This is a genomic window from Kitasatospora sp. NPDC048715 (assembly GCF_043198905.1).
Classification (GTDB): domain Bacteria; phylum Actinomycetota; class Actinomycetes; order Streptomycetales; family Streptomycetaceae; genus Kitasatospora; species Kitasatospora lactacystinica.
The window spans coordinates 56,490-83,427 of the sequence record NZ_JBICVH010000022.1; the positions used below are offsets into that span (position 1 = coordinate 56,490).

Below are 26,938 nucleotides of genomic sequence, written 5' to 3' on the forward strand. Positions count from 1 at the left end.
CGCCCGACCGAAAGGACACGACGATGACCGCCCCCCGCTGGCGCGACCGGCTCACCCGTGAGGAGTGGATCCGCCTGGCCGGAATGGGCGGATTCATCCTCGCGCTCCACGTCATCGGCTGGTTCACCCTGCTCGCGGTGGTCGAGCCCGAGCACTACGACGTCGGCGGCCAGGTGTTCGGCGCCGGCATGGGCCTGACCGCCTACACCCTCGGCATGCGGCACGCCTTCGACGCGGACCACATCGCCGCCATCGACAACACCACCCGCAAGCTGATGGGCCAGGGCAAGCGGCCGCTGTCGGTCGGCTTCTGGTTCTCGCTCGGGCACTCGTCGATCGTCTTCGGCCTCTGCGCGCTGCTGGCCCTCGGCATCCGCTCGCTGGCCGGCCAGGTGGAGTCCGACGACTCGACGCTGCACGAGATGACCGGCCTGATCGGCGTCGCCGTCTCCGGCACCTTCCTGCTGCTGCTCGGCCTGATCAACCTGGGCGCCTTCAACGGCATCCTCAAGGTCTTCCGCCGGATGCGCGAGGGCGACTACGACGAGGCGGAGCTGGAGCGCCAGCTGGAGCGGCGCGGGCTGATGAACCGCATCCTCGGCAGGGTCACCAGGGCCGTCACCAAGCCCTGGCACATGTACCCGGTGGGCCTGCTGTTCGGCCTGGGCTTCGACACCGCCACCGAGGTGTCCCTGCTGGTGCTGGCGGGCGGCGCGGCGGCCTTCTCGCTGCCCTGGTACGCGCTGCTCACGCTGCCGATCCTGTTCGCGGCCGGAATGAGCCTGCTGGACACCATCGACGGCTCGTTCATGAACTTCGCGTACGAGTGGGCCTTCTCCAAGCCGGTCCGCAAGATCTACTACAACCTGACCGTCACCGGGCTGTCGGTGCTGGTCGCGCTGGTGATCGGCTCGATCGAGCTGATCGGCCTGCTCGGCGAGAAGCTGGACATCACCAGCGGTCCGGTCGCCTGGATCGGCGCACTGGACCTCAACTTCGTCGGCTACGCCATCGTCGGACTGTTCGTGCTCACCTGGGCCGCGGCGATCGCCTACTGGAAGCTCGGCAACGTCGAGGAGAAGTGGTCGGCCGGGCTGGCCGCCGCTTCCGCCGCCGGTGCCGCCTCCGCCTCCGCCTCCGCGAAGTCCGAGTAGGGCGCGCAGGACCGAGGGGCCGGTGACCGGGGGTTCGGTCACCGGCCCCTCGGGGCTTTCCGGGGGCGCGCCGGGCGGGCGCCGCGCGGGCGGCGGTAGGGGCGCGGCACCCGCGCGGGCGGCGGTTCGGGCGCCGCGGCCGCGCTACTTCAGCGCGGCGAGCACCGCCTGGGCCATCACCTGCTCGCCGGTCGCGTTGGGGTGGAACGGCACGGCGGGCGAGCCGGGCAGCGCGCCCTCGATCCAGCGGTCGTCCGAGCAGACGTCGTGCCCGAGGGTCGGCGTCGCGGTGTCCACGTAGGTCGCGCCGTTCGCGGCCGCGGTGGACTTCAGCGCGGCGTTCAGCTTGTTGAGCACGCCGTGCATGTACTCGACGTCGCCCGGCGTCACCGGCTGGCGCAGGATGCACTTCGAGCCGTCGGCGGGCAGCACGGACGGGTAGCCGACCAGCAGCACCCTGGCCCCGGGCGCCTTGGCGTGGATGCGCTTGAGGGTGTCGGCCAGCTGCGGGGCGATGGTGGTGCGGATCCGCTCGGCCAGGTCGTCGGTGCCGTACTGCCAGGACATGCTGCTCCAGTCCCAGTAGCCGTGGTGGTAGACGTCCTTGCAGGGCGTGCCGAGCGGGTTGACGACGGCGCCGGCGATGCAGGTGGCGACCAGTTCGCCGAGGCCGAGGTCGCTGGCCGCGAGGTCGTTGCCGCCGATCCCGAGGGTGACCAGGTCGGTGTCGGCGGTCACCGCGTCCAGTTGCGGGTCGTTGACCCTGATGAAGGCGTCGTACTGGGGCTGCGTCATCGCCTTGATCTTGGCCGCGGAGCAGGTGACGTCGGTGTACCGGCCGGACTTGAGGGCGGCGGCGACCAGGTGGCCGTAGTTGCGGTCGGAGCGCAGGCACAGACCGGCCGACTGGCCCGGCACGCCGGCGCCGGCGGCGTAGGAGTCGCCGAGCGCCACGTAGTGCTTCGGCGCGGCGCCGGCGGCCTGGGCGCTGGTGGAGGTGAGCGCGAGTGCGGCACCGAGGGCGACGGCGGCGAGCGCGGTGGAATTCCGGAGGTGCCGGGATTTCCGGGCAGGGCGGAGCACGATTCCTCCTGGGGGAGAGAAACGACGGGTGGGGGTCGCATCGAGCCGGGCCACAGCTACTCGCAGGTAAGTTACTGCCAGGTTTCCCGGACGTCCATGGTTTGCGCGGAAATTGCCGACATTCCGTCAGACCGGCCCGGACGGAATTCCGCATTTCGCCCCACCGGGTGCCGAACGGCTATCGCACGGCTCTCGAACGGCTATCGCGCCACTGCCGGCGGCAATTCCGAAACGGCCCGGAGCGGAATTCACGCGGGCGGTTGTTACCCGCCGGTTGACCGGACGTCACCGCAGACCGCAGTATCGGGCGCACAGCGGCGACGCGTCCCGGACGCGCCGCCACCGCGAGCCCCGACGGAGGACTGCGCATGGCCCTGGACGCCGACGTCATCGTCATCGGAGCGGGCCTCGCGGGCCTCGCCGCCACCGCTGAACTCGCCGACGCCGGACGGAAGGTGATCCTCCTCGACCAGGAGCCCGCCGCCTCCTTCGGCGGCCAGGCGCACTGGTCCTTCGGCGGCCTCTTCCTGGTCGACTCGCCCGAGCAGCGCCGGATGCGGATCCGCGACTCGCACGCCCTCGCCCTGCGGGACTGGCTCGGTACGGCCGGCTTCGACCGGCCCGAGGACGCCTGGCCGCGCCGCTGGGCCGAGGCGTACGTGGACTTCGCGGCGGGCGAGAAGCGCTCCTGGCTGCACGGCATGGGCGTGCGGTTCTTCCCGGTGGTCGGCTGGGCCGAGCGCGGCGGCTACCTCGCCGACGGGCCCGGCAATTCGGTGCCGCGCTTCCACATCACGTGGGGCACCGGGCCGGGGCTGCTGGCGCCCTTCGTCCGGCGGGTCCGCGCCGCCGCCGCGCGCGGCCTGGTGGACCTGCGCTTCCGGCACCGGGTCACCGGGCTGTCCGCCACCGCGGGCGCCGTCGACACCGTCACCGGCGAGGTGCTGGTGCCGAGCCCGGCGGGCCGGGGCGAGGCCAGCTCGCGAGAGGCCGCCGGGAGCTTCGAGCTGCGCGCCCAGGCCGTGATCGTCACCTCCGGCGGCATCGGCGGCAACCACGACCTGGTCCGCAAGGCCTGGCCGGCCCGGCTCGGCACCCCGCCCGCCAGGCTGCTCTCCGGGGTGCCCGCGCACGTGGACGGACTGATGCTGGAGGTCGCCGGCCGGGCCGGGGCCAGCCTGATCAACGGCGACCGGATGTGGCACTACACCGAGGGCATCGAGAACTGGGACCCGATCTGGGCCCGGCACGGCATCCGCATCCTGCCCGGCCCCTCCTCGCTCTGGCTGGACGCGCGGGGCAGGCGGCTGCCCGTCCCGCTGTTCCCCGGCTTCGACACCCTCGGGACGCTCGAACACATCATGTCCACCGGGTACGAGTACACCTGGTTCGTGCTCAACCAGCGGATCGTCGAGAAGGAGTTCACCCTCTCCGGCTCCGAGCAGAACCCCGACCTGACCGGCAAGTCGGTGCGCGGCGTGCTCGGGCGCGCGCTGCCCGGCGCCCCCGGCCCGGTCCAGGGCCACCTGCGGCACGGCCGGGACTTCGTGGTCGCCCGCGACCTCGCCGACCTCGCCCGGGGCATGAACGCCAGGACCGGCGAACCGCTGATCGACCCGGACGAGCTGCGCCGCACCGTCGAGGACCGCGACCGGCAGCTGGCCAACCCCTTCGCCAAGGACCTCCAGGTCACCGCGATCCACGGGGCCCGCCGCCACCTCGGCGACAGGCTCATCCGCACCGCCGCCCCGCACCGCATCCTCGACCCGGGCGCCGCGCCGCTGATCGCCGTCCGGCTGAACATCCTGACCCGCAAGTCGCTGGGCGGACTGGAGACCGATCTGTCCTCGCGGGTGCTGCGGCCGGACGGCGAGGTGCTGCCGGGGGTGTACGCGGCCGGCGAGGCCTCCGGGTTCGGCGGCGGGGGCGTGCACGGGTACCGCTCCCTGGAGGGGACGTTCCTGGGCGGCTGCCTGTTCTCGGGCCGTACGGCGGGACGGGCGGCGGCCCGGGCGGTCGGGTAGCGGCGCCGGGGGCGGCGTCAGAAGGTGGCCGGCGGCTCCAGCCCCAGCGGCCGGGCGGCCCGGCCGCGGACGGCGAGGACGATCGCCGCGATCAGGCCGATGACGGCCAGCAGCAGCCCGAGCGCGGCCAGGACGAGTGCCCCGGCGAGCTTGCCGGGCAGCGCCTCGTCGCCGGCGCCGTTGTGCCACACCACCCGCTCGCCGACCTTGGCGAGGTCGACGGTGCCCTGCTGGTCGGCCAGGTTGATCCGGGAGTCGAAGGCGTCGGCGCGGCGGTCCCCCATGAGGAAGGCCCGGCCCGGCGGGACGGTGACGTCGAAGTCGAGGTAGCAGGTGTGGGCCTGCCGGGCCGGCGGCTCGTCGACCGGCTTCCCGTTGAGGCTGAACTGCCCGTTCGCGCAGGCGATGCGGTCGCCGCCCAGGGCCATGGCCCGCTGGACGACCATGCCCTGCAGCGTCCAGGGGGAGTCGACGGCGTAGACCTCGCCGTGGCGCACGTCCGCGGGCCGGACCCGTTCGGTCCAGAGCCCGGTGCCCGACCGCAGCTCCGGCGACATCGTCTCGCCCGTCATGCGGTGGTAGCCGTAGCCGGAGCCGACCACGGCGAACCCGAGCACGGCGCACAGGATCCCGACCACTCCCACGGCCACCGATATCCGTGTACCGCGGCGGCCCCTTCGCTTCGGCATCCGGCCGTCCTCCCCTTGTCGTTCGTGACTCGTGTTGCGGCCCGTGGGCCGTGCGCATCCTAAGGGTCTGGCGGGCGCCCCCTGGCCTGCGGGTACAGTGCGGGGGCCGGTGCGGAGCGCGCCGCCGACCACGAGGGGGAGCAGAGCCGATGAGCCGCCGAGAGCGCGACGGTGCCCGGGACCGCAAGCGGGGCGCCGGTGCCCCCGTGACCGTCACGGTCTGCCGGGGCTGCTGCTGCGGCACCGAGGCCAAGCACCCCGGGGTGGACCATGCGGGCCAGTACGAGCGGCTGCGGACGGCGGTGGGTTCGGCGGGCCGGGTCCGGGCGGTCAAGTGCCTGGACGTGTGCACCCAGTCGAACGTGGTGGTGGTCGGCCCCTCGGCGGAGGGCCGGGCGGCGGGCGGCCGGCCGGTCTGGCTGGGCTTCGTGCTGATGGACGAGATGATCGACGAGATCGGCGCCTGGGTGCGCGCGGGCGGCCCGGGCCTGGCCGATCCACCGGGGCTGCTGGACCTCCAGCTGATCTCGGTGTCCCGGCGGGTCCGCGAGGGCCTGCCGGAGTGAGGTCGGGCTCCGGCTGAGGTCGGCCCCCGGTCCTACCGGATGATCGTCGGATCATGTCTACCCGGGGCGAACCCGGGTCGGTCCGGGTGCCTTCACCACTACCATGACCGGTGGCGCCGGGCCCTCGCGGACGGCGCCGAGCCGATTCCGCGCGAGGGAGGAAGCCGATGACGACGGTCTGCCGCATCTGCGCGGGCACCGGCCGGACCGCCGGTCTCAGCTGCCGGACCTGCCAGGGCACCGGCACCACCGAGGTGGGCGGCGGGGGCGGCAACTGCTTCCTCTGCGACGGCACCGGGGTGTACGTGCGCTACCGGGTGGACGCGACCGGGGCCAAGCACGCCTACCGGGACGAGATCTGCCGCACCTGCGACGGCACCGGCAACCGGGCCGCCACCCAGTGGGACGAGCCCTCCGGCTGAGGACGGCCCCGGCCCGGGTCCGGTGACGCCCACTCAGCCCGGGGGACCGGTGGGGGCCATGATGCGGCGTCGAGACGGTACGGGTACGCCCTTTACCGAATCATGGTCGAACATTGGCGTTCGAATGACGGGTACGCTGCGACCCGTTCACCCGGCGTCCGTGCGCGATCAACGTGCCGCTGGAAGAGTCCCGCGCATGGATATCCCCAACATGGGCGTGCCGGCCAAGCTTGCCGACCGCATGAGCATGGCCGAGCAGCACGAGTACCTGCGGGCCCGTTTCTCCCGCCGCCGGATGCTGCGCGCCGGTGCCGTGACCGTGGGCGCCGTCGCCGTCGGCGGCGCACTGGGCAGCGGGACGGCCTTCGCCGCCCCGGCCGGCCCGCAGCTGCTGACCGGTGGCACGACCAGCGGCATCGACGGCGCGCTGGTCGCGCCGACCGGCCGTCACCTCCAGTTCGGCCCCGAGCCGGACACCCAGTTCCGCGTCTCCTGGCAGGTGCCGGCCCCGGTCAAGAAGCCGTTCCTGCGCTTCGGAAAGACCCCGTGGGAGCTGAGCCACAAGGTCCAGGCCGAGGTCCGCGCCCTGCACACCCCGGCGCTGACCCCCAACAGCCAGCCGGTGGACCAGTACTACCTGCACGTGGCGCTGGAGGACCTGCGCCCCGACACCGTCTACTACTACGGTGTCGGCCACGAGGGCTTCGACCCGGCCTCGCAGCAGCAGATCTCCACCCTGCACACCTTCCGCACCGCGCCCTCCCGCGACCACCGCTGGGGCAAGGTGTACGAGCCGTTCACCTTCACCGCCTTCGGCGACCAGGGCGTCAGCGCGCACGCGGCCGGCAACGACCACATCATCAAGGCCCAGAACCCGGCCTTCCACCTGCACGCCGGCGACATCTGCTACGCCGACCCGGCCGGTTCCGGCACCGACCCGGACAAGTCCGTCTTCAACGCGAAGACCTGGGACGACTTCCTGGTGCAGACCGAGACGGTCGCCGCCGAGATCCCGTGGATGGTCGCGTACGGCAACCACGACATCGAGGCCTGGTACTCGCCGAACGGCTACGGCGGCGAGAACGCCCGCTTCTTCCTGCCGAACAACGGCCCGGACCCGCGCGCCGTCCCCGGCGTCTACACCTTCCGCTACAAGAACGTCGGCGTCATCTCGCTGGACGCCAACGACGTCTCCTACGAGATCCCGGCCAACCTGGGCGTCTCGGCGAACAAGCAGACCAAGTGGCTGGAGCGCACCCTCAAGGACCTGCGCAACGACGAGACCGTCGACTTCGTCGTGGTCTTCTTCCACCACTGCGCCTTCTCCACCACCGTCGCGCACGCCTCCGAGGGCGGTGTCCGCGAGGCCTGGGTGCCGCTGTTCGAGAAGTACCGGGTGGACCTGGTCATCAACGGCCACAACCACATCTACGAGCGCACCGACGCGATCCTCGGGAACAAGGTCTCGAAGCAGGTGCCGAGCGGCGCCACCATCGAGCCGGCCAAGGACGGCGTGGTCTACGTCACCGCGGGTGCGGCCGGTCGCAGCCTGTACAAGTTCGACGTGCCGGACACCTACGAGGGGCACGAGAACCACCAGGACGAGGTCAAGACCTACTACTGGAGCAAGGGCAAGGTGAAGACCCCCGAGACCATCCAGTGGTCGCGGGTGCGCTACACCGGCTACTCCTTCATCAAGGTCGACGTCACCCCGAAGCACCTGGGCCAGAAGTCGGTCATGAAGGTCACCGCGCTGGCCGAGGACGGCACGCAGATCGACAACTACACGATCCTGCGCACGGTCGGCGAGGGCTGGGACTCGAACCGCGACGACGACGGCCAGGGCGGCGGCTGGGGCTGGTAGTCCCCGAGCGGCCGGCGCTCCCCGGACGCGCCCGACGGGCCCCGGCGGTGAGGGAGGACCTCAGCGCCGGGGCCCGTACATGATGACGCCGACCCCGGCCAGGCAGACCAGCGCGCCCAGGACGTCGTAGCGGGTCGGGCGGAAGCCGTCCACCACCACGCCCCACAGCAGCGAGCCGGCCACGAACACCCCGCCGTACGCGGCCAGCACCCGGCCGAAGTTGCTGTCCGGCTGCAGGGCGGCCACGAAGCCGTACGCGCCGAGCGCCACCACCCCCAGGCCGGCCAGCCACCACGGCCGCTGCTCGCGCACGCTCTGCCAGACCAGCCAGCAGCCGCCGATCTCGGCGACGGCGGCGAGGACGAACAGGGCGACGGAGCGAAGGACGGTCATGCCGTCGAGCCTAAGGGTGTGTCCCGGGGCGTCAGCTCTGGCGGTACGTGGCCAGGAAGCGCCCGATCCGGTTGACGGCCGTCTCCAGGTCGTCGGCCCGGGGCAGGGTGACGAAGCGGAAGTGGTCCGGGCGCGGCCAGTTGAAGCCGGTGCCCTGGACGACGTGGATCTTCTCGCGCAGCAGCAGGTCCAGCACGAACCGCTCGTCGTCGACGATCCGGTGCACCGCCGGGTCCAGCCTGGCGAAGGCGTACAGCGCGCCCTTGGGCTTGACGCAGCTGACGCCGGGGATCTCGTTGAGCGCCTTGACGGCGATGTCGCGCTGCTCGGTGAGCCGGCCGCCGGGCAGCACCAGGTCGTTGATGGACTGGTGGCCGCCGAGTGCCGCCTGCACGGCGTACTGGGCGGGCACGTTGGGGCACAGCCGCATGCCGGAGAGCATGGTCAGGCCCTCCAGGTAGTCGGTGGCGTGCTGCCGGGGGCCGGAGACGACCAGCCAGCCGCTGCGGAAGCCGGCCACCCGGTAGGACTTGGAGAGGCCGTTGAAGGTGAGGGTCAGCACGTCGTCGGCCAGGGCGGCCAGGCAGTGGTGCTCGGTGCCGTCGTAGAGGATCTTGTCGTAGATCTCGTCGGCCAGCACCATCAGGTGGTGGCGGCGGGCCAGGTCGAGGATGCCCTCCAGCAGTTCCTTCGGGTAGACGGCGCCGGTGGGGTTGTTGGGGTTGATGACGACGATCGCCTTGGTGCGGGCGGTGATCCTGGCGGCGATGTCGTCCAGGTCCGGGTACCACTCGGCCTCTTCGTCGCACAGGTAGTGCACGGCCTTGCCGCCGGCCAGCCGGACCGCGGCCGTCCAGAGCGGGTAGTCGGGCATCGGCACGAGGACCTCGTCGCCGTCGTCCACCAGCGCGGTGACGGCCATCTGGATCAGTTCGGAGACGCCGTTGCCGAGGTAGACGTCGTTGACGCTGACGCCCTGGACCCCGCGCTGCTGGTAGTACTGCACCACCGCCCGGCGGGCCGGCAGGATGCCGCGCGAGTCGCTGTAGCCGTGCGCCTTGGGCAGGTTGCGGATGATGTCCTGGATGATCTCCTCGGGCGCCTCGAAGCCGAACGGGGCCGGGTTCCCGGTGTTCAGCCGCAGCACGCTGTGCCCGGCCTCCTCCAGGGCGTTGGCCTGGTCGACCACCGGGCCCCGGATCTCGTAGCACACGTCATTCAGCTTGCTGGACTGTCGAAACTCCATCTGCGGCCTCCCGACCGTCACCACCGCTCCGTTGCTTCAGCTTTGTTCTACCAAGTGTGTACTTGGAAAGTCCAACCTCTTGGCTATGCTGATCCACATGTCACGCCGAAGCTACGACCAGTACTGCGCCGTCGCCCGCGCCCTGGACGCGGTGGGGGAGCGCTGGAGCCTCCTGATCGTCCGTGAGCTGCTCGGCGGCCCGCGCCGCTACACCGACCTGCACGCCGACCTGCCCGGCGTCTCCACCGACATCCTGGCCGCCCGGCTCAAGCAGTTGGAGGCGGAGGAGCTGGTGACCCGCCGCCGGCTGGAGCGGCCCGCCAACGCGACGGTCTACGAACTGACCGGGCGGGGCCGTGAACTGCGGCCGGTCGTCGAGGCGCTGGGGCAGTGGGGGCTGGCCGCCCTCGGCGAGCAGCGGCCCACCGACGCCGTGCGCGAGCACTGGTTCACGCCCCGCGTGGCGGAGGAGCCGGCGGCGGTCGCGGCCGGCTGACGACCGCGGGCGTGCCCGGACGCCCGGACGGGGCGGCGGCAAGGCCCCCGTCGCCGACCGCCGCCCCGTGTGCCCTCAGTGTGTCCCGGGCCGATAAACGAACGATCGGCGTGCGATGAGCGCCGGGGCCCGTCGCCGCCCCGGACGGGCACGCACGTACGATCGTCGGACCGTCGGACCGCCGGAGTCGTTCCAGGAGAGCGGAGGCCAGCCCGTGCCCACCCCCTACCGCAGCTATGTCGCCGTCGGCGACTCCTTCACCGAGGGCATGGGCGACGACCTGCTGCCGGACGGCCACTACCGGGGCTGGGCCGACCGGGTCGCCTCGGCACTGGCCGCCGAGCGCACCGACGCGCAGCCCCCGGACGCCGGCTTCCGGTACGCCAACCTCGCCGTCCGCGGCAAGCTCATCGGCCAGATCCACGACGAGCAGCTCGCCGCCGCCACCGCGATGGGGGCCGAGCTGGTCACCCTGGCCGGCGGCCTCAACGACGTGCTGCGCCCCGGCTGCGACATCGACGCGGTGGAGCGGCTGCTCGGTCGCTGCGCCGCCGGGCTGCGCGCCACCGGCGCCACCGTCGTGCTGTTCACCAGCACCGACCCCACCCGGCGCATGGCCGGCAGCGCCCGGCTGCTGCCCGCCATCCTGCGGATGAAGGCCTTCGTCCAGGAGCTGGGCCGGCAGGACGGCTTCGCCGTGGTCGACCTGTTCTCCGCGCCCTGCTTCGACGACCGCCGGCTGTGGGCCGAGGACCGCCTGCACCTCTCGCCCGAGGGTCACCGCCGGGTCGCCGCGGGAGTGCTGGAGGCGCTCGGCCGCCCCGCGGCCTTCGACTGGCGCGCCCCGCTGCCCGCCGCCGCCCCGGCCGGCCGCGCCGAGCGGCTGCGCGAGGACGCCCGCTGGCTGGGCACCCACGTCGGCCCGTGGATCGGCCGCCGCCTCACCGGCCGCTCCTCCGGCGACGGCCGCCCGGCGAAGCGGCCGGAGCTGCTGCCGTACCGCTGAGGCCCGCTACTCCCCGGCGCCGGCGCCCGGCGCGTCGAGGACCAGGCTCGCCATCGGGGCGTGGGTGGTCCAGCCCATCGCCTCGTAGAGCGCCCGTCCCTCCGGCGTGCCGACCAGTACGCCGGTGTGCGCGCCCCGCTCGTGCGCGGCGGACTGGAGCGTTCGCATCACCAGGACGCCCAGGCCCCGGCGGCGGTGCTCGGGCACGGTGGTGATCTGGTCCGGTACGGCCACCGGGCCGGCCAGGCCCGCCTGGCCGCGCGCGGCGAGGTGCCCGTCCCCGGTGCGCACCAGCGCCCGGAGGACCCCGCCCCGCTCCCAGGCGGTCACGGTGTACCCGGCCGGGACCTCGGGCCGCTCGGCGGCGAGCGGCACGCTCATCAGGAAGCCCGGCGCGTCCAGGCGCCACCGCTCGTCCAGCCAGGGGCGCACCGTGGCGTCCTCGGCGAACAGCTTCAGCCAGGTGGTCGGCGCGGTGACGGTCTCGGCGAGCTTGCGGACGTCGGCCTCGGTCGGTTCCGGCAGCACGTGCCGGCCCACCTCGCCGGCCGGCGCGCCGACGTCGATGCTCCAGCCCCAGGGCTGGTCCACCGGTTCGGCGGAGCCGCGCGAGACGGCCCAGCCGGAGATCCACATCCGGACCAGGTCCCTGGTGTCCGGTTCCCGCATGTCGCCCACCCCCGTGTGTAATGGTCTCAAAGGCAGTGCACAGCTTACCGGCAGCGAGGGCCGTCGGGCCAGTAGGATTTCCGGGTTCACGGCGCCGCCCGGCGCCGACTGCTGGAAGGACCCCGGAACGTGCGCGAGACCGAGCCGCCGCAGGACCCCACGGCGGCCGCGCCGACCCCGCTGGAATCCGACTGCGGCAGCTGCTTCGGCCTCTGCTGCGTCGCGCTGCCGTTCGCCGCCGGCAGCGACTTCGCCATGAACAAGGCGGCCGGCAGCGCCTGCCACAACCTCCGGACCGACTTCCGCTGCGGCATCCACGCCCAGCTGCGCGACCGGGGCTTCCAGGGCTGCACGGTCTACGACTGCTTCGGCGCCGGGCAGCGGGTCTCCCAGGTGACCTTCGGCGGCCGCAGCTGGCGCGAGGAGCCGGACAGCGCCAAGGCGATGTTCGACGTCTTCCCGGTCGTGCGGCAGCTGCACGAGCTGCTCCGCCACCTCACCGAGGCGCTCACCTTCGCCGCCGCCGCTCCCGTCCACGACGAACTGCGGCAGGCGCTGGCGCAGACCGAGCGGCTGGCCGGCGGCACCCCCGAGGAGATCCTCGCCGTCGACGTCCCGGCCCACCGGCAGCGGGTCAGCGAGCTGCTGCTGCGCGCCGGTGAACTGGTCCGCGCCGCCGTCCCGCGCCGCCGCGAGCTCCGGGGCGCCGACCTCTTCGGTGCCCGCCTGCGCGGCGCCGACCTGCGGGGGGCCAACCTGCGCGGCGCCCTGCTCGTCGCGGCCGACCTCTCCGGCGCGGACCTGCGCCTCGCCGACCTGGTCGGCGCCGACCTGCGGGACGCCGACCTGGCCGGCGCGGACCTCGGCACGGCCCTCTTCCTCACCCAGGCCCAGCTCAACGCCGCCCGCGGCGACGCCACCACCCGCCTCCCGGACGGCCTCACCCGGCCCGCCCACTGGCCCGAGACCGCCCCGGCCCCGGCGGCCGGCGGCCGGGCCGGAGGAGGGGCCGGGCCCCGCTCCGGCAAGGGCGGCAGCCGCCCCGCCCGGGGCGGACGCCGACGCTAGGGCGTCTCCGACACCTCCGGAAGCCCCGGCGGGCCGGCCGACTTCCCGCGCGGGGATGCGGGGCTCAGCCGGTCAGCAGGCGGGCGCGCAGAGCGGCGGTCTGCTCCCGGTCGATACCGAGGGTGCCGGTGAGGTAGGCCTCGACCGAGCCGTAGCGGTCGGCGAGGCCGGCGAGGGTGAGCCGGATGACGGCCTCCGGGGCGCGCCCGAAGGCGGGCCAGCGCAGGGTGCGGCCGGGGTGGGCGGCGTGCCAGTCGGCGACGAAGTGCGGGGTGGCGAGCTCGGTGAGGGCGAAGTCGGCGGCGATGTCGTCCTCGCCGGCGCCGAGCAGGGTGAGCAGCAGGGCGGCGATCAGCCCGGTGCGGTCCTTGCCGGAGGCGCAGTGGAAGACCACCGGGGCGTCGGCGGCCGTGATCACGTCCAGGGTCTGGCGGATCTCCTTCACCCCGTCCTCGGCGACCTCGGCGAAGCGGTCGGCGAGGTAGCGCCACGGGTCGAGCTCCGGGTCGATCTCGGCCTGGTCGTACGGGCGGTGCTCGATCGAGAGGTTGTGGTACTCCAGGCCCTCGAACGCGGGCACCCGGCCCTTGGCGGCGATCTCCCAGGGGTAGCGCAGGTCGATCACGGTCCGCACGCCGAGGGCGTGCAGCCGGTCGAGGTCCGCGGGGGAGTCGAGCTTGCCGAGCGAGTCGGAGCGGTACAGCAGCCCCCACCGGACGGAGCGTCCGCCGGCGGCCGCGTAGCCGCCCAGGTCGCGGAAGTTGTGCAGGGCATCGAAGGAGTGGTGACGCGTCGTCATGCGCGCACTCTAGTCAGCGGCGGGCCGCTCGCCGCGGGGTGGGCCGTAGCCGTGGGCGAGCAGGCCGAAGGCGCCGGTGGCGTCCCCGACGGCCTCGGCGTACAGCTCGTCGGCGGTGCGGCCGTCCCGGATGCGGCGCCAGTTGTGCAGGGCGAGGACCCGCTGGGTGGCGGTGACCTGGGCGGCGAGCAGGGTGGCGGTGAGCTCCTGCGGCCCGGGCAGGCCGGGGCTCGCGCGCAGTGCCTCGGCCAGCGACTGCTCGGCGCGGGCCACGTACTCGCCGACCCGGGCGGCCAGGCTGGGGGTGCCGTGGACCAGGCCGGTGAAGGCGAGCACCGCGGGGTGGTCGTTGAGGCCGGTGACCGGGTCGCGCCGGGTGAGCCCGGCCAGGAAGTCCCGCAGCAGCGCGTCGAGCACCGGTTCGCCGGGCGGCCGGGCGCGGACCACCTCGGCGGCCTGCTCCTGGTGGTCGGCGAAGCGGTGGACGACCAGGTCCTCCTTGGTGGGGAAGTAGGAGAACAGCGTCGGTTTGGAGACCTCGGCGGCGGCCGCGACGTCGGCCACCGACACCCGGTCGAAGCCGTGCTCCAGGAACAGCGCGATGGCCGCCTCGGAGATGGCCCGCCGGGTCCGCTCCTTCTTCAGCTCCCGCAGTCCCGTCATGCGCCTCAGGCTAGCAGCGGGGATTGACCGGGACAGGTTTTGGACCCGGTCCTCCGGCGGGCGTGTCCCGGCCCGGGAGGGCCGCCACCGCGTACGGCGGACGGAGCCTAGACACTGCGGTCGGCGAGCACCTCGCGGACGACGTGGCGGGCGTTGGCGGTCAGCGCCTGGTCGGTGTGGCGGTAGTACGGGATCGTCACCAGGGCGATGGAGAACGCCCAGGCGCGGCCGCGGGCCCACATCGCCTCGTCCGCGCGCAGGGCGGTGCGGAAGGCCGGACGGGCGGCGGCGGGCAGCAGGTTCCAGGCGACGATCAGGTCGGCGGTCGGGTCGCCGACGCCCATCAGGGCGAAGTCGATGACGGCGGAGAGCCGCCCGGTGGGGGCGAGCAGCAGATTGCCCGGGGTGAGGTCGCCGTGCATCCAGACCGGCGGGCCGGCGTACTCGGGCAGCCGAAGCGCCTTGTCCCACAGGGCGGTTGCGGCGCCCGTGTCGATCGAGCCGGAGAGCTGGGCGATGGCCGCGCGGGTGGCGCCGTCCCGGGAGGCGAGCGGGGCGCTGCGCTGGGAGGGCGGGGCGCCGGCCGGGTCGACGGCGCGCAGCGCGTTGACGAAGCCGGCCAGGTCGCGGGCCAGGGCCTGGGGCGCGGCCAGCGCGTTGACGGCCGGGTTGGCGCCGTCCAGCCAGTGCAGCACCGACCACTCCCACGGGTAGCCGGCGGCGGGCCGGCCGACCGCGAGCGGCGCCGGGACGGGCAGCGGCAGTCGCGGCGCCAGCCGGGACAGCCACTGCTGCTCCCGCCGCAGGCCCCCGGCGGCCCACTCCACCCGGGGCAGCCGGACGGCGAGTTCGGGCCCGAGGCGGAACATCGCGTTGTCCGCCCCGGGAGCGGGGACCGGGGTGATCGGAAGGCGCTCCCACTGCGGGAACTGGACGGAGATCAGCCGACGGACCAGGGCCGCGTCGACCACCGGCCCGTCGGGGTGCATCCGGGTGGCAGCGCACATGCCCGGCAGCGTACAGCGCTGGTCGTTACCGTTCAGCCCGATTCCCGAACTGCGCACATTCCGAAGGCCATTCGAAAGCGATCGGCGGACGATCAGTCGAAGGTGACCCGCACCCCGATGGTGCCGCCCTTGCCGAAGCGCAGCACGTTGGCGGTCAGCGCCACCGCGCACAGCAGCCCGTACTTGCGCCGCAGCAGCTTCCGGTAGGCGGGCGCCCGGTCCGGGTCCAGCACCGCGGCGGCCGGCACCTGGGCGCCGAGCAGGTTCCCGCGGATGTCGCTCGGCCCGACCAGCACGTCCGAACGGTTGCGCAGGCGCTTGACCTTGCCCGTCTTCGTGACGGTGGTGAAGACCAGCGCGTCACCGTCGCGCGCGACCCACACCGGGGTGGCGACCGGAGTGCCGTTCCTCCGGTACGTGGTGAACAGCAGGTACTTGGCGGCGGCGAGCCGCTCCAACTCGGCGGCGGCATCCAGAGTGTCCATGCCCGCCAGCCTAGGAAGCGGCAACTGGGCCCCGCTCAAGCCTCGGTGGAGCCGCCCGGCACGGCACCGGACGGCGCGCCACGCCCGGCCGTCCCGGGTGCGGCCGGGCGTCGTCGTCGGCACCTGCCAGAATGCAGGGCGTACGGCGCAAGCACTGATGGAGAAGGTGACCGGCTTCGTGACCACGGCAGTCGAACAGGTGGCCCGGCAGGCCCAGCAGGCGATCGAGCGGAAGATCGCCGAGGAGCTGGGTGTCCGCGAGGGGCAGGTGAAGGCTGCCGTCGACCTGCTAGACGGCGGCTCGACCGTCCCCTTCGTGGCCCGCTACCGCAAGGAGGTCACCGGTTCCCTCGACGACGTCCAGCTGCGCGCCCTGGAGGAGCGGCTGCGCTACCTGCGCGAACTGGAGGACCGCCGGGCGGCCGTCCTGGAGTCGATCGAGGCCCAGGGCAAGCTGGACGACGCGCTGCGGGCCCGGGTGCTCGCCGCCGACTCCAAGGCCCGGCTGGAGGACATCTACCTGCCGTTCAAGCCGAAGCGGCGCACCAAGGCGCAGATCGCCCGCGAGGCCGGCCTGGAGCCGCTCGCCGACACCCTGCTGGCCGACCCGGGCCAGGACCCGGCCGCGCTGGCCGCGCGGTACCTGAACGAGTCGGTCGCGGACGGCCCCGCCGCGCTGGAGGGCGCCCGGGCGATCCTGGTCGAGCGCTTCGGCGAGGACGCCGACCTGGTCGGCTCGCTGCGCGAGCGGATGTGGACCCGCGGCCGGCTGGTCGCCCGGGTCCGCGACGGCAAGGAGGGCGACGGCGCCAAGTTCGCCGACTACTTCGACTTCGCCGAGCCGTACACCAGGCTCCCCTCGCACCGCATCCTGGCGATGCTGCGCGGCGAGAAGGAGGAGGTGCTCGACCTCGACCTCTCCCCGTACGACGGCGAGTCCGAGGGCGACCTGCCCGGCGGGAACGACTACGAGCAGCGCATCTCCGCCCGCTTCGGCATCGCGGACCGCGGCCGCCCGGCCGACAAGTGGCTCGGCGACACCGTCCGCTGGGCCTGGCGCACCCGCATCCTGGTCCGGCTCGGCATCGACCTGCGGGCCCGGCTGCGCGCCGAGGCCGAGGAGGAGGCGGTGCGGGTCTTCGCCGCCAACCTGCGCGACCTGCTGCTCGCCGCCCCGGCCGGCACCCGCGCCACCATGGGCCTGGACCCGGGCTTCCGCACCGGCGTGAAGGTCGCCGTGGTGGACGCCACCGGCAAGGTCGTCGCGTACGACACGATCTACCCGCACCAGCCCGCCAACAAGTGGGACGCGGCCCTGGCCACCCTGGCCGCGCTGGCGGCGAAGCACGGCGTCGACCTGGTCGCGATCGGCAACGGCACCGCCTCCCGGGAGACCGACAAGCTCGCCGAGGACCTGCTGGGGCGCCACCCCGAGCTGAAGCTCACCAAGGCGATGGTCAGCGAGGCCGGCGCCTCGGTGTACTCGGCCTCCGCGTTCGCCTCGCAGGAGCTGCCGGAGCTGGACGTGTCGATCCGCGGCGCGGTCTCGATCGCCCGCCGGCTCCAGGACCCGCTGGCCGAGCTGGTCAAGATCGACCCCAAGTCGATCGGCGTCGGCCAGTACCAGCACGACCTGAGCGAGGTGAAGCTCTCCCGCTCCCTGGACGCCGTGGTCGAGGACTGCGTCAACGCCGTCGGCGTGGACGTCAACACCGCCTCGGCCCCGCTGCTCACCCGGGTCTCCGGGATCACCGGCACGCTGGCCGACAACATCGTGGCGCACCGCGACGCCAACGGCCCGTTCCGTACCCGCAAGCAGCTCAAGGACGTCTCCCGGCTCGGCCCCAAGGCCTTCGAGCAGTGCGCCGGCTTCCTGCGCATCCCCGGGGGCGCGGACCCGCTGGACGCCTCCAGCGTGCACCCCGAGGCCTACCCGGTGGTGCGCCGGATCCTGGCCGCCACCGGCGGGGAGCTGCGCGAGCTGATCGGCAACGGCGAGCGGCTGCGGGCGCTGCGTCCGGCGGACTTCGCCGACGACACCTTCGGCGTCCCGACCGTCACCGACATCCTCGGCGAGCTGGACAAGCCGGGCCGCGACCCGCGCCCGGCCTTCCGCACCGCGACCTTCAAGGAGGGCGTCGACAAGATCGGCGACCTGGAGGTCGGCATGGTGCTGGAGGGCGTGGTCACCAATGTGGCCGCCTTCGGCGCCTTCGTGGACGTGGGCGTCCACCAGGACGGGCTGGTGCACGTCTCGGCGCTGTCGAAGAACTTCGTCAAGGACCCGCGCGAGGTGGTCAAGCCCGGCGACATCGTCAAGGTCCGGGTGCTCACGGTGGACGTGCCGCGCAAGCGGATCGGGCTGACCCTGCGGCTGGACGACGAGGTCGGGCGCGAGCGCGGCGGCGACCGCGGTGACCGGGGCGACCGGGGCGACCGCCAGGGCCGCCCGCCGCGCCAGGAGCGCCGCGGCGGCGGTCAGGGCAACCAGGGCGGTCAGGGCGGCCGTGGCGGCCAGGACCGGCGCGGGAGCGGTGACCGGGGCAACGACCGGGGCGGCTCCGGCGGCGGTGCGCCCGCCAACAGCGCCATGGCGGACGCGCTGCGCCGCGCGGGCCTGACCGGCGGTGGCGACGGCGGCTCGGGCGACCGGCGCTCCGGGCGGCGCTGAGCCGGGACGGACGGATCACGGCCGGGGCCGGTCGACGCGTACCACCGCGTCGACCGGCCCCGGCCGTGCGACCGTCCGGATCGTGGTGACCGTCCGGACGTTCAGGCCAGGACCTTCTCCTTGGCCTTCTGGTACTCCTCCTCGGAGATGGCGCCCTTCTCCTTCAGGTCCGCCAGTTTCGCCAGTTCGTCGGCGTGACTGCGGCCGGCGGCCTCGGGCCCGGACGTTGCCGCGTCCCGGACGTAGGCCTTGAAGGCGGCCTGGTTCTCCTGGGCCTGTTGGAGGTCGCGCTTGGTCATCGATTGCCCGCGGGCGATCAGGTACACCAGGACGCCGATCAGGGGCAGGATGATCACCAGGACCAGCCAGCCGGCCTTGCCCCAGCCGCTGAGGTCGTGGCTGCGGAAGATGTCCGTGATGATCTTGAAGAGCAGGAAGAACCAGAGGACCCAGAGGAAGAACTCCAGCATCGTCCAGAAGATGTTGAGCACCGGGTAGTCCACGGCCAGTGAAGTGGTGTCCATGGCTGAGTAATACCATCACAAAACGGACATCTTCACTTGGTGTTCCGCCGTTCAAGTGACCTTCCGCAGCCGCGGGAACGGCCGTCGGGGCCGGGCGCTCAGCCCAGGCCGGCCTGTCGGCGCAGCTCCACCGCCAGCGCGACCAGCTCGCCCCACCAGGCGTCGTGCCCGGTCAGCAGCAGCCGCTGGGCCTCCGCGGGCGGCACCGCGCGGACCTCGACCACCTGCTCGCCGTCCGTCGGGTTGGTCGGCGCGGAGTCCAGCGCCACCTCGCCCCAGCCCCACAGCCAGGCCTTCTCCGGGTGCGGCTGCCACGGCCGGTAGGGCGTCGGGTCCTCGGTGCGGCAGCGGTGCGCACCCAGCCAGTGCGGCTCGCCGAGCAGCCGGGCGCCCGCCTCCTCGCCCAGCTCGCGGGCGAGGCAGGAGACGATGCTCTCGTCCCGCTCCCGGGTGCCGCCGGGCAGGAACCAGTGGTCCCGGTCGTCCCGGCAGAGCACCACCCGACCGTCCGCGAAGCCGACCAGGTGGATGTTGGTGACCAGCGCGTCCGGCGGCAGCTCGGTGGAGAACTGCGCGTCGAACCGTCCCCAGCTCCAGTACTGCGGTGCGTGCAACGCCGGGAACCTCGCGGCGAGTTCGGCGGCTCTGGCGGAGGTGTCGGCGCGGTCCGTGGTGTCAGTCATTCGGCGATGGTAGTGCCGGCCGGGAAACGGCGGGGGGCGGTCGGATGGACGAGGGCAATGTCGGAGGTGGAGATGGCTCGTGGGCGGCGAGGGCGTGGCGCCTCGGCCGGTGCGCCGACCCAACTGCCCAGTGAGATCTCGGCGGTGATGCCCGGTCCGAAGCCCGCGATCAGTCCGGTGGTGCCCTCGGGCACGCCGCCGTCGGCGAACAGCCGGGCCAGGGCGTCGAAGACCACGGCACTGGCGATGTTGCCGCGCTCGGTGAGCGTCGCACGGCTGTAGCGGAAGGTGGCCGGCTCCAGGCTGAGGTAGCGGCACAGGTCGTCGAGGATGCGCGGGCCGCCCGCGTGCACGATGTAGAAGCCGAGCCCGGAGACGTCCCAGCCGTGCTCCCCGGCCAAGGCGCGCAGCGCGGGCGCGAGCATCTCCATGGTGCCGGGCACCCGCTTGTCCAGCTGGAAGTGGAAGCCGGTGTCCTTGACCCCGTACGAGATCCAGTCCTCGGTGTGCGGGACGAGGTGCGAGCCGTTGCGCTCGACCTGTACGCCGTACCCGCCGTTGTCGCGCATCACCACGGCGGCGACGGCGTCCCCGAACAGGCCGTTGGAGAGCAGCGAGCCGACGCCGAGGTCGGTCGGCTGGTAGCAGAGCGAGCAGAACTCGCAGGCGACGATCAGCACGTTGGCGCCCGGGTAGGCGCGGCAGAAGTCGTGCGCCCGGTTGACGGCGGCGCCGCCGGCCGCGCAGCCGAGCTGGGCGATCGGCACCTGGCGGGTGTCGGCGCGGAAGCCCATGGTGTTGATCAGCCAGGCGGTCATCGACGGCATCATGAAGCCGGTGCAGGACACGTAGACGATCAGGTCGATGTCCCGGGCGGTCAACTCGCCGTGGGCGAGGGCGCGTTCGACCACTTCGGGGACGCGTCGCTTGGCCTCGCGCTCGTACACCTCGTTGCGGACGGTGAAGCCCGGGTGGGTGAGGGTCCGCTCGATCGGCTGGACCAGGTGCCGGGTGCGCACCCCGGTGTTCTCGATCAGCCGCAGCGCCAGGCCGAGCTGGGGGTGGCCGGCGTGCAGGGTGCGGGCCAGGTCGAGGGTCTCGTCCAGCGTGATGACGTGCTCGGGCACGCCGATCGCCGGGCGGCAGAGAGTTGCCATGGGTGGGTCTCCCCTGGGGGCCTGGTGGCAGGCCGGTGGATGCGTGGAGCGGTACGGGCGCCGCGCGGCCGCGGGTGACGGGCGGCGGCGGGCGGGCGGCGGCAGGTGGGGCGGCGGCAGGTGGGGGAGTCGGCTACCAGGCCACCGGCAGGGTGCGCGGGAAGCGCCAGATCGAGCCGGAGTTCCAGTCGAGTTCGGCGGGGTCAACGGCCAGCCGCAGACCGGGGAAGCGCCGCAGCAGGGTGCCGATGGCGACCTGCAGTTCCATCATGGCCAGGTGCGAGCCGGGGCAGCGGTGCTGGCCGTGCCCGAAGGTCATGTTGACGGGCCCGGCGTCGCGGTCGAGGTCCAGCTCGTCGGGGCGCTCGTAGGCCGCCGGGTCCCGGTTGGCGGTGAGGTAGGAGACGTGCACGGCCTCGCCGGCCCGGATCGGCACGCCGCCCAGCTCGACGTCCTCGGTGGCGACCCGGGCGATGCCGACGCCCTGGCGGAAGGGGACGAAGCGCAGCAGCTCCTCCAGGGCGCGCGGCAGCGTCTCCGGCCGGGCGCGCAGCCCGGCGAGCTGCTCGGGGTGGGTGAGCAGGGTGTAGGTGAGGTTGCCGAGCTGGTAGGTGCTGGTGTCGTGGCCGGTGACCAGCAGGACCATCGCCATGACGGTCAGCTCGTCCGGGTCCAGCAGTTCGTCGCCGTCGCGGGCGGTGGCGAGGGCGCTGATCAGGTCCTCGCCGGGGTGGGCCCGGCGTTCGGCGGTCAGCTCGGCGAAGTAGCCGCGCAGGGCGGTCTTGGCGGCCTCCTGGCCGTCCCGGCTGCCCGGGCCCATCCGCATCATCGCCACGGCGTGGCCGCGCAGTTCGGCGCGGTCGGCCGCGGGGACGTCCAGCAGCTCGCAGATGGTGGCGAGCGGGAGGCGGTCGGCGAGGAAGCGCATCAGGTCGGCGGGGGCGCCGTGCTCGGTCATCTCGTCGAGGTAGCCGTCGACGGTCCGCTGGGTGGCCGGGCGCATCCGCTCGACCTGGCGGTTGGTGAAGCCCTGGGCGACCAGCCGGCGCAGCCGGTTGTGGGCGGGCGGGTCCATCAGGTTGATGGCCTCGGCCTGGGCGATCGGGGCGGGCGTCATCCGGGGCAGGTCGCGGCCGATGCCCGCGGCGCGGCTGAACCGGCGGTCGGTGGTGACGACCCTGACGTCCTCGTAGCGGGTGGCCAGCCAGGCCTCGCCCTCGCCGTGCGGCAGCCGGATCCTGGCGACCGGGTCCTCGGTGAGCAGTCGCTTCAGGAGGGGGTCGAACTCCAGGCCGTCGGTGTGGTGGAAGGGGCAGTCCCACACGGGGGGGTTGGTGGTCACGGGCCGGTCCAAGTGTTGTCGTCGTGCCGGGGGGTGGCGCCCGAGGTGTGTCGGTCCGGCTCGGGCGTGGACATGCAGATGGTGCCCCATGAATTGGCAAAAAGGGGAATTCGGTGAAGAGTTAACTCCAATGAGTGAGATTCGGATGATAGTCACGCGAATTGGTGCGGACGGGCGGCGAGTTGACGGTCAGCCGCCACCAGGCGCGACCAGCCCGGTCTCGTAGGCGAGCACCACCGCCTGCGCCCGGTCGCGCAGGTTCAGCTTGGCGAAGATCCGGGCCACATGGGTCTTCACCGTCGACTCGCTGAGCGTCAGTTCGCGCGCCAGCTCCGTGTTGGACAGCCCGCGCCCGAGCAGCGTGAGCACCTCCGCCTCGCGCGGGGTCAGCGGGGCGAGGTCGCGGTGCAGCGCCGGGCCCTCGGAGCCCGGGGCCGGCCGCGGCGCGCCGGCCGCGAAACGCTCGACCAGGCGCCGGGTGATCGAGGGGGCGAGCAGCGCGTCCCCGGTGTCCACCAGCCGTACGGCGGCGGCGAGGTGGGCCGAGGTGACGTCCTTGAGCAGGAAGCCGCTGGCCCCGGCGGACAGCGCGGCGTAGACGTAGTGGTCCAGGTCGAAGGTGGTCAGCATGATCACCCGGCAGCCGGGCACCCGGGCCAGGATGCGCCGGGCGGCCTCCAGGCCGTCCGTGCCGGGCATCCGGATGTCCAGCAGTGCGACGTCCGGGCGGTGCAGCACGGCGGCGGCCACCGCCTCGTCGCCGTCGGAGGCCTCGGCGACCACGTCGATGCCGCGCGCGGTGAGGATCATCCGGAAGCCGGTGCGGACCAGCTCCTGGTCATCGGCGATCACCACCCGCGGACGGCGCTCCGGCGGCTGCTCCGGGTCCGTGCGGCCCCCCGTCACGGCCGGTCCAGCGGGATCCGGGCGCGGACCCGGAAGCCGCCGCCGATCCGGCGCCGGGCGTCCAGGTCGCCGCCGTACACCGCGACCCGCTCGCGCAGGCCGAGCAGCCCGCGCCCGGCGCCGTCCGGCCCCGGCCCGGCCGGCGCGGCGGGTGCCCCGGAGAGCACGCTCGGACCGCTGTTCAGCACCTCCACCCGCAGGTAGTGGTCCGCGTAGCGCACCGTCACCTCCGCCGTCACCCCGTCCCCGTGCTTGAGCGCATTGGTCAGTGCCTCCTGGACGATCCGGTACGCCGTCACGTCGATGCCGCCGGGCAGCGGCCGCGGCTCGCCGGAGATCCGCACCTCGACCGGCAGCCCGGCGAAGGCGAACCGGTCGATCAGCGGGCTCAGCCGGCTCAGGCTGGGCTGCGGCGCGAACCCGTTCGCGGCCGGCTCCTCGCCGCCGTCCGCGGCGGGGGCGAGCAGGCCGAGCAGGTGCCGCAGTTCGGTCATCGCGTCCCGCCCGGCCGCCTCGACCGCGGCCATCGCCGCCGCGGCCTCCTCCGGCATGGTGGTCAGCACCTCGCGCGCGGCCCCGGCCTGCACCACCATCAGGCTCACGTTGTGGCTCACGATGTCGTGCAACTCGGCGGCGATCCGCGCCCGTTCGGCGTCCACGGCGGTCCGGGCGGCACTCTCCCGCTCCCGTTCCAGCAGCCAGCCGCGCTCGCCGACGGCCGCCCGGTGCAGCCGCCGCGCCCGGGCCAGCGCCACGCCCAGCCAGCAGGCCGCCGCGGCCGCCGCCCCGGCCGTCGCGAAGGCCGCCCACTCCCACCCCGATCCCCACACGGCACCAGCCTCCCAGGTCACGGCATGATCCACATCATCCGGGGGTGCCGCCCCCGTACATCCCGGGTACTACGGCCGCCCGCGGTTACACCCGGGGTGGGACGTGCCGGCGACGGCCCCGCGCCTACGGTCGTCCACCATGAGCAACGACCACGACGGGACCTCCCGGCCGGGCGACGCGCAGGTCGTCGTCGAGCTGTCCGGGGTCCACAAGGAGTTCGGCGACGCCAAGGCGCTCGACGGCGTCGACCTGCGGATCCGCGCGGGCGAGGCGGTCGCCGTGATGGGCCCCTCGGGCTGCGGCAAGTCCACCCTGCTGAACATGGTGGCCGGACTCGACCGGCCCACCGCCGGCACCGTCCGGGTGCAGGGCCAGGACCTCGGAGGGCTGAACGAGAACGGACTGGCCCTCCTCCGCCGCCGCCACATCGGCATGATCTTCCAGTTCTTCAACCTGATCGACGACCTCCCCGCCCTCGACAACGTCGCCCTGGCCGCCCAGCTGACCGGTACCAACGCCCGCCAGGCCCGCCGCCGGGCACTGGAGCTGCTGGACGAACTCGGCGTCGCCCACCGCAAGGACGTCTACCCGGCGACGCTCAGCGGCGGCGAGCGCCAGCGGGTCGCGGTGGCCCGCGCCCTGATGAACCGCCCGGCCCTGCTGCTCGCCGACGAGCCCACCGGCGCGCTGGACAGCCGCTCCGGCGAGCAGGTGATGGACCTCCTGATCGACCTCAACCAGATCGGGCAGACCCTGCTGATCGTCACCCACGACCCCGGCCTGGCCACCCGCTGCGCCAGCCGGCTGGTCGAGATGGCGGACGGCCGCGTGGCGAACGAGCGGATGCTGGAGCCGCAGTCATGACCGGCGCGGTGTGGCGGGCCTCCCGGGCGGCCGTGAAGCGCCGCCGGGTGCAGACCGTCGTGATCGGCCTCGTCGTCTTCTGCTCCACCGCGACGGTGCTGCTCGCCCTCGCGGTGATCAGCGCCGCCCGGGCGCCGTTCGACGCGGCCTTCGAGGCCGAGCGCGGTGCGCACGTCACCGCCGCCTTCGACCCGGCCAAGGCCTCGGCGGAGCAACTGGCCGCCACCGCCCACCGGCCGGGCGTCGAGGCGGCCGCCGGACCGTTCGACCAGGCCGTGGTGGAGATCCCCACGGACTGGGTCGGCCGCCCGCCCGGACCGCTGACCCTGGTCGGCCGGGCCGACCCGGCGGACGCGCCGGTGGACCGGGTGGACCTGCTGGTCGGCCGCTGGGCCACCGCGCCCGGCGAGGTGGTCGTCAACAACCCGGCCGGGGGCGCCGGGACGAGGAACCTCGGCTCTCAGCTCGTCACCAGCACGGGACTGAAGCTCACGGTCGTCGGCTTCGCGACCGGCATGAGCCAGTCCTCCGGCGGTTGGGTCACCCCCGCGCAGGCGGCCGCCCTGCACCCCACCGCCCGGCAGATGCTCTACCGCTTCACCGACGCGGCCACCGAGCAGCAGCTGACCGCCTCGCTCGGCACCGCCACCGAGGGCGCGCCCAAGGACGCCCTCACCAGCACGCAGTCGTACCTGGTGCTCAAGCAGGCCTTCTCGGCGGGCGCCGACGCCTACCTGCCGCTGATGACGGTCTTCGGCGTGCTCGGTCTGATCGTCGCCGCGCTGATCGTCGGCAACGTGGTGAGCGGCGCGGTGGTCTCCGGCTACCGGCACATCGGTGTGCTGAAGTCGATCGGCTTCACCCCGCGCCAGGTGGTCACGGTCTACCTGACCATGGTCTCGGTGCCCGCCGTCGTCGGCACCGTCCTCGGGACGGCGGCCGGCTGGGCGGCGGCGTACCCGATCCTCCGGACCGCGTTCTCCGGGATCTCGACCGGCTCCGCCGTGATCGAGCCGGCCGGCTGGCTGCCCGCCGCCACCCTGATCAGCGTCCCGCTGCTGGTCGTCCTCGCCGCGCTCGTCCCCGCCTCGCGCGCCCACCGGCTCTCCGCCGCCCAGGCCATCTCGGCCGGCAGCGCGCCGCGCACCGGACGCGGGCTGAAGGTCCAGCGCCGGCTGAGCGGCACCCGGCTGCCGCGCGCCGTCAGCCTCGGTCTCGGCCAGCCCTTCGCCCGCCCGGCCCGGACCGCGCTGACCATCGCGGCGATCGCGCTCGGGGTGGTCACCGTGACCGTGACCACCGGCCTGAGCAGCACCCTGACCAAGGTCATGGACTCGGCCGACGGCAGGACCCATGTCAACGTGCAGACCAGCCACTTCGCGGGCAGCGGGATCGAGCCCCGGCTGACCCCGGAGCAGACCGAGGCGATGCTGCACGCCGCCCCCGGCGCCGAGCGGGTCTCCGTCCGCGGGCTGGTCCGGATCGGCGTCGTCGGACAGCCCCAGCCCGTCTTCGCGAACTTCTACGGCGGCGACGCCATGGTCGACCACCGGCGGCTCGACGTGGTCGAGGGCCGCCCGGCGACCGGGCTGAACGAGGTCGAGGCCGGGCCGGCCTTCCTCGACCAGCACGGGATCAAGCTCGGTGACCGGCTCACCCTGGTCCTGGACGGCCGGCAGACCACCGTCACCGTCGTCGGCGAGGAGATCCAGGGCAACGCCAACTCGATCTCCTCGAACGACGCCACCAGGGCCCTGCTCACCCCCGACCCGCACGTGGTCGAGTACGACGTGCGGCTCGCCGACGGCGCCGACGCCGAGGCGTACCGGAAGGCCGTCACGGCCGCCGACCCGAGCCTCTCGTCCTCGGTCGTCACGGCGGGTTCGGCAGGGCCCGTCGTCGCGATCAAGACCTTCAGCACGACCTTCAGCGTCCTGCTGTCGGTGGTCGCCGCGCTCGGCGTCTTCAACACCCTGCTGCTCACCATCCGCGAGCGCCGCCGCGACCTCGGCATGCTGAAGTCGATCGGGATGACGCCCCGGCAGGTCGTCGCGATGACGGTCACCTCGGTGGCCTGGCAGGGCGTGGTCAGCGGCATCGTCGGCATCCCGGTCGGGGTGGTGGTGCACCGGCTGATCGCCGAGAACGTCCGGATCATCAACTTCCCGGAGGCGACGATGGACGTCTGGGGCGCCCCGCTGCTCGTCGGCCTCGCCCTCGCCGGCGTCGCGATCGCCGTCCTCGGCGCGCTCGTCCCGGCGCGCTCGGCGGCCCGGCTGCCGATCGCCGAGGTGCTGCACAACGAGTGAGCCCGCGGGCCCCGCCG

25 protein-coding genes and 1 pseudogene are annotated in these 26,938 nt (G+C 73.6%); 11 read left to right on the top strand and 15 right to left on the bottom strand.

Annotated elements, in window-relative coordinates:
• Positions 1-23 precede the first annotated feature (23 nt).
• Positions 24-1,154 carry a HoxN/HupN/NixA family nickel/cobalt transporter gene (locus tag ACGFSC_RS35000; protein ID WP_359912286.1) on the top strand — a complete coding sequence of 377 codons (1,131 nt, stop codon included), beginning with the start codon at positions 24-26 and terminating at the stop codon, positions 1,152-1,154.
• Positions 1,155-1,298: 144 nt separating this feature from the next.
• Here the strand turns inward: ACGFSC_RS35000 and ACGFSC_RS35005 are convergent, their stop codons facing one another.
• Entirely contained in the window at positions 1,299-2,237 is a 939-nt protein-coding gene (locus ACGFSC_RS35005) for an SGNH/GDSL hydrolase family protein (protein ID WP_359912285.1), read from the bottom strand.
• Positions 2,238-2,605: 368 nt separating this feature from the next.
• On the opposite strand from ACGFSC_RS35005, the gene ACGFSC_RS35010 reads away from it, so the two are divergent.
• Positions 2,606-4,261: an FAD-binding dehydrogenase gene (locus tag ACGFSC_RS35010; protein WP_359912282.1), complete on the top strand. Its 1,656-nt coding sequence runs from the start codon at positions 2,606-2,608 to the stop codon at positions 4,259-4,261.
• Positions 4,262-4,278: 17 nt separating this feature from the next.
• Here the strand turns inward: ACGFSC_RS35010 and lepB are convergent, their stop codons facing one another.
• Positions 4,279-4,911 (bottom strand): signal peptidase I, encoded by a 633-nt coding sequence (lepB, locus tag ACGFSC_RS35015; protein ID WP_359912279.1) that lies wholly within the window; start codon positions 4,909-4,911, stop codon positions 4,279-4,281.
• A 188-nt stretch (positions 4,912-5,099) separates the two neighbouring features.
• On the opposite strand from lepB, the gene ACGFSC_RS35020 reads away from it, so the two are divergent.
• The 3 genes from ACGFSC_RS35020 (at position 5,100) to ACGFSC_RS35030 (ending at position 7,802) form a co-directional block, all read left to right on the top strand.
• Positions 5,100-5,516: a (2Fe-2S) ferredoxin domain-containing protein gene (locus ACGFSC_RS35020; RefSeq protein ID WP_359912276.1), complete on the top strand. Its 417-nt coding sequence runs from the start codon at positions 5,100-5,102 to the stop codon at positions 5,514-5,516.
• Between the two features lie 167 nt (positions 5,517-5,683).
• Positions 5,684-5,938, top strand: a complete 255-nt coding sequence (locus ACGFSC_RS35025; protein WP_359912273.1) for a hypothetical protein — start codon at positions 5,684-5,686, stop codon at positions 5,936-5,938.
• Between the two features lie 196 nt (positions 5,939-6,134).
• A complete protein-coding gene (locus tag ACGFSC_RS35030) occupies positions 6,135-7,802 on the top strand; it encodes a metallophosphoesterase family protein (protein WP_359912270.1) in 1,668 nt (555 codons plus the stop codon).
• 60 nt (positions 7,803-7,862) lie between these two features.
• Here the strand turns inward: ACGFSC_RS35030 and ACGFSC_RS35035 are convergent, their stop codons facing one another.
• Both ACGFSC_RS35035 and ACGFSC_RS35040 read right to left on the bottom strand, forming a co-directional pair.
• Positions 7,863-8,195 (bottom strand): YnfA family protein, encoded by a 333-nt coding sequence (locus tag ACGFSC_RS35035; protein ID WP_359912267.1) that lies wholly within the window; start codon positions 8,193-8,195, stop codon positions 7,863-7,865.
• A gap of 31 nt (positions 8,196-8,226) precedes the next feature.
• The gene (locus tag ACGFSC_RS35040) at positions 8,227-9,441 is read right to left on the bottom strand and encodes a pyridoxal phosphate-dependent aminotransferase (RefSeq protein WP_359912264.1); all 1,215 of its coding nucleotides are present in this window, start codon (positions 9,439-9,441) and stop codon (positions 8,227-8,229) included.
• Between the two features lie 97 nt (positions 9,442-9,538).
• Between ACGFSC_RS35040 and ACGFSC_RS35045 the strand changes: the two are divergent.
• A pseudogene (locus ACGFSC_RS35045) lies at positions 9,539-9,892 on the top strand (winged helix-turn-helix transcriptional regulator); the annotation flags it as partial.
• A gap of 259 nt (positions 9,893-10,151) precedes the next feature.
• Positions 10,152-10,943, top strand: coding sequence for an SGNH/GDSL hydrolase family protein (locus ACGFSC_RS35050; RefSeq protein WP_359912261.1), 792 nt, complete (start codon positions 10,152-10,154; stop codon positions 10,941-10,943).
• A 6-nt stretch (positions 10,944-10,949) separates the two neighbouring features.
• Here ACGFSC_RS35050 and ACGFSC_RS35055 read toward each other — a convergent pair whose 3' ends face one another.
• Positions 10,950-11,612, bottom strand: coding sequence for a GNAT family N-acetyltransferase (locus ACGFSC_RS35055; protein WP_359912258.1), 663 nt, complete (start codon positions 11,610-11,612; stop codon positions 10,950-10,952).
• Between the two features lie 129 nt (positions 11,613-11,741).
• On the opposite strand from ACGFSC_RS35055, the gene ACGFSC_RS35060 reads away from it, so the two are divergent.
• Entirely contained in the window at positions 11,742-12,680 is a 939-nt protein-coding gene (locus ACGFSC_RS35060; RefSeq protein ID WP_359912255.1) for a pentapeptide repeat-containing protein, read from the top strand.
• Positions 12,681-12,744: 64 nt separating this feature from the next.
• Here the strand turns inward: ACGFSC_RS35060 and ACGFSC_RS35065 are convergent, their stop codons facing one another.
• The 4 genes from ACGFSC_RS35065 to ACGFSC_RS35080 form a co-directional block, all read right to left on the bottom strand.
• A complete protein-coding gene (locus tag ACGFSC_RS35065; RefSeq protein ID WP_359912252.1) occupies positions 12,745-13,479 on the bottom strand; it encodes a tyrosine-protein phosphatase in 735 nt (244 codons plus the stop codon).
• 9 nt (positions 13,480-13,488) lie between these two features.
• Complete coding sequence (locus ACGFSC_RS35070) at positions 13,489-14,142, bottom strand: TetR family transcriptional regulator (protein WP_359912249.1); 654 nt, start codon at positions 14,140-14,142, stop codon at positions 13,489-13,491.
• Positions 14,143-14,249: 107 nt separating this feature from the next.
• Positions 14,250-15,149 carry an aminoglycoside phosphotransferase family protein gene (locus ACGFSC_RS35075; RefSeq protein ID WP_359912246.1) on the bottom strand — a complete coding sequence of 300 codons (900 nt, stop codon included), beginning with the start codon at positions 15,147-15,149 and terminating at the stop codon, positions 14,250-14,252.
• Between the two features lie 92 nt (positions 15,150-15,241).
• Positions 15,242-15,634, bottom strand: coding sequence for a PPOX class F420-dependent oxidoreductase (locus tag ACGFSC_RS35080; RefSeq protein WP_359912243.1), 393 nt, complete (start codon positions 15,632-15,634; stop codon positions 15,242-15,244).
• Between the two features lie 178 nt (positions 15,635-15,812).
• Here ACGFSC_RS35080 and ACGFSC_RS35085 point away from each other — a divergent pair, with 178 nt between their 5' ends.
• Positions 15,813-18,305, top strand: coding sequence for a Tex family protein (locus ACGFSC_RS35085; protein WP_392864496.1), 2,493 nt, complete (start codon positions 15,813-15,815; stop codon positions 18,303-18,305).
• A 101-nt stretch (positions 18,306-18,406) separates the two neighbouring features.
• Here ACGFSC_RS35085 and ACGFSC_RS35090 read toward each other — a convergent pair whose 3' ends face one another.
• From ACGFSC_RS35090 to ACGFSC_RS35115, 6 genes are all read right to left on the bottom strand, one after another.
• Positions 18,407-18,829, bottom strand: a complete 423-nt coding sequence (locus ACGFSC_RS35090) for an SHOCT domain-containing protein (protein WP_359915343.1) — start codon at positions 18,827-18,829, stop codon at positions 18,407-18,409.
• 98 nt (positions 18,830-18,927) lie between these two features.
• Positions 18,928-19,512, bottom strand: coding sequence for an NUDIX domain-containing protein (locus tag ACGFSC_RS35095; protein ID WP_359915341.1), 585 nt, complete (start codon positions 19,510-19,512; stop codon positions 18,928-18,930).
• Positions 19,509-20,669: a type III polyketide synthase gene (locus ACGFSC_RS35100; protein ID WP_359915339.1), complete on the bottom strand. Its 1,161-nt coding sequence runs from the start codon at positions 20,667-20,669 to the stop codon at positions 19,509-19,511. Before ACGFSC_RS35100 ends, ACGFSC_RS35095 begins: the two co-directional genes overlap by 4 nt.
• Positions 20,670-20,802: 133 nt before the next feature.
• Entirely contained in the window at positions 20,803-22,011 is a 1,209-nt protein-coding gene (locus tag ACGFSC_RS35105) for a cytochrome P450 (RefSeq protein ID WP_359915338.1), read from the bottom strand.
• A gap of 189 nt (positions 22,012-22,200) precedes the next feature.
• On the bottom strand, positions 22,201-22,917 hold the full coding sequence (locus ACGFSC_RS35110; RefSeq protein WP_359915336.1) for a response regulator transcription factor: 717 nt from the start codon (positions 22,915-22,917) through the stop codon (positions 22,201-22,203).
• Positions 22,914-23,768, bottom strand: a complete 855-nt coding sequence (locus tag ACGFSC_RS35115) for a histidine kinase (RefSeq protein ID WP_359915334.1) — start codon at positions 23,766-23,768, stop codon at positions 22,914-22,916. Before ACGFSC_RS35115 ends, ACGFSC_RS35110 begins: the two co-directional genes overlap by 4 nt.
• 118 nt (positions 23,769-23,886) lie before the next feature.
• Here ACGFSC_RS35115 and ACGFSC_RS35120 point away from each other — a divergent pair, with 118 nt between their 5' ends.
• Both ACGFSC_RS35120 and ACGFSC_RS35125 read left to right on the top strand, forming a co-directional pair.
• Positions 23,887-24,612 (top strand): ABC transporter ATP-binding protein, encoded by a 726-nt coding sequence (locus ACGFSC_RS35120; protein ID WP_359915332.1) that lies wholly within the window; start codon positions 23,887-23,889, stop codon positions 24,610-24,612.
• Positions 24,609-26,921, top strand: a complete 2,313-nt coding sequence (locus ACGFSC_RS35125; protein ID WP_359915330.1) for an FtsX-like permease family protein — start codon at positions 24,609-24,611, stop codon at positions 26,919-26,921. The genes ACGFSC_RS35120 and ACGFSC_RS35125 overlap by 4 nt, the downstream gene beginning before the upstream one ends.
• Positions 26,922-26,938 lie beyond the last annotated feature (17 nt).

What these genes read in the sequence shown, in the direction of transcription:
- ACGFSC_RS35000 (WP_359912286.1), top strand. Translation starts at nt 24, where the DNA reads ATGACCGCCCCCCGCTGGCGCGACCGGCTCACCCGTGAGGAGTGGATC.
- ACGFSC_RS35010 (WP_359912282.1), top strand. Translation starts at nt 2,606, where the DNA reads ATGGCCCTGGACGCCGACGTCATCGTCATCGGAGCGGGCCTCGCGGGC.
- ACGFSC_RS35020 (WP_359912276.1), top strand. Translation starts at nt 5,100, where the DNA reads ATGAGCCGCCGAGAGCGCGACGGTGCCCGGGACCGCAAGCGGGGCGCC.
- ACGFSC_RS35025 (WP_359912273.1), top strand. Translation starts at nt 5,684, where the DNA reads ATGACGACGGTCTGCCGCATCTGCGCGGGCACCGGCCGGACCGCCGGT.
- ACGFSC_RS35030 (WP_359912270.1), top strand. Translation starts at nt 6,135, where the DNA reads ATGGATATCCCCAACATGGGCGTGCCGGCCAAGCTTGCCGACCGCATG.
- ACGFSC_RS35035 (WP_359912267.1), bottom strand. Translation starts at nt 8,195, where the DNA reads ATGACCGTCCTTCGCTCCGTCGCCCTGTTCGTCCTCGCCGCCGTCGCC.
- ACGFSC_RS35040 (WP_359912264.1), bottom strand. Translation starts at nt 9,441, where the DNA reads ATGGAGTTTCGACAGTCCAGCAAGCTGAATGACGTGTGCTACGAGATC.
- ACGFSC_RS35055 (WP_359912258.1), bottom strand. Translation starts at nt 11,612, where the DNA reads ATGCGGGAACCGGACACCAGGGACCTGGTCCGGATGTGGATCTCCGGC.
- ACGFSC_RS35065 (WP_359912252.1), bottom strand. Translation starts at nt 13,479, where the DNA reads ATGACGACGCGTCACCACTCCTTCGATGCCCTGCACAACTTCCGCGAC.
- ACGFSC_RS35070 (WP_359912249.1), bottom strand. Translation starts at nt 14,142, where the DNA reads ATGACGGGACTGCGGGAGCTGAAGAAGGAGCGGACCCGGCGGGCCATC.
- ACGFSC_RS35075 (WP_359912246.1), bottom strand. Translation starts at nt 15,149, where the DNA reads ATGTGCGCTGCCACCCGGATGCACCCCGACGGGCCGGTGGTCGACGCG.
- ACGFSC_RS35080 (WP_359912243.1), bottom strand. Translation starts at nt 15,634, where the DNA reads ATGGACACTCTGGATGCCGCCGCCGAGTTGGAGCGGCTCGCCGCCGCC.
- ACGFSC_RS35090 (WP_359915343.1), bottom strand. Translation starts at nt 18,829, where the DNA reads ATGGACACCACTTCACTGGCCGTGGACTACCCGGTGCTCAACATCTTC.
- ACGFSC_RS35095 (WP_359915341.1), bottom strand. Translation starts at nt 19,512, where the DNA reads ATGACTGACACCACGGACCGCGCCGACACCTCCGCCAGAGCCGCCGAA.
- ACGFSC_RS35100 (WP_359915339.1), bottom strand. Translation starts at nt 20,669, where the DNA reads ATGGCAACTCTCTGCCGCCCGGCGATCGGCGTGCCCGAGCACGTCATC.
- ACGFSC_RS35120 (WP_359915332.1), top strand. Translation starts at nt 23,887, where the DNA reads ATGAGCAACGACCACGACGGGACCTCCCGGCCGGGCGACGCGCAGGTC.
- ACGFSC_RS35125 (WP_359915330.1), top strand. Translation starts at nt 24,609, where the DNA reads ATGACCGGCGCGGTGTGGCGGGCCTCCCGGGCGGCCGTGAAGCGCCGC.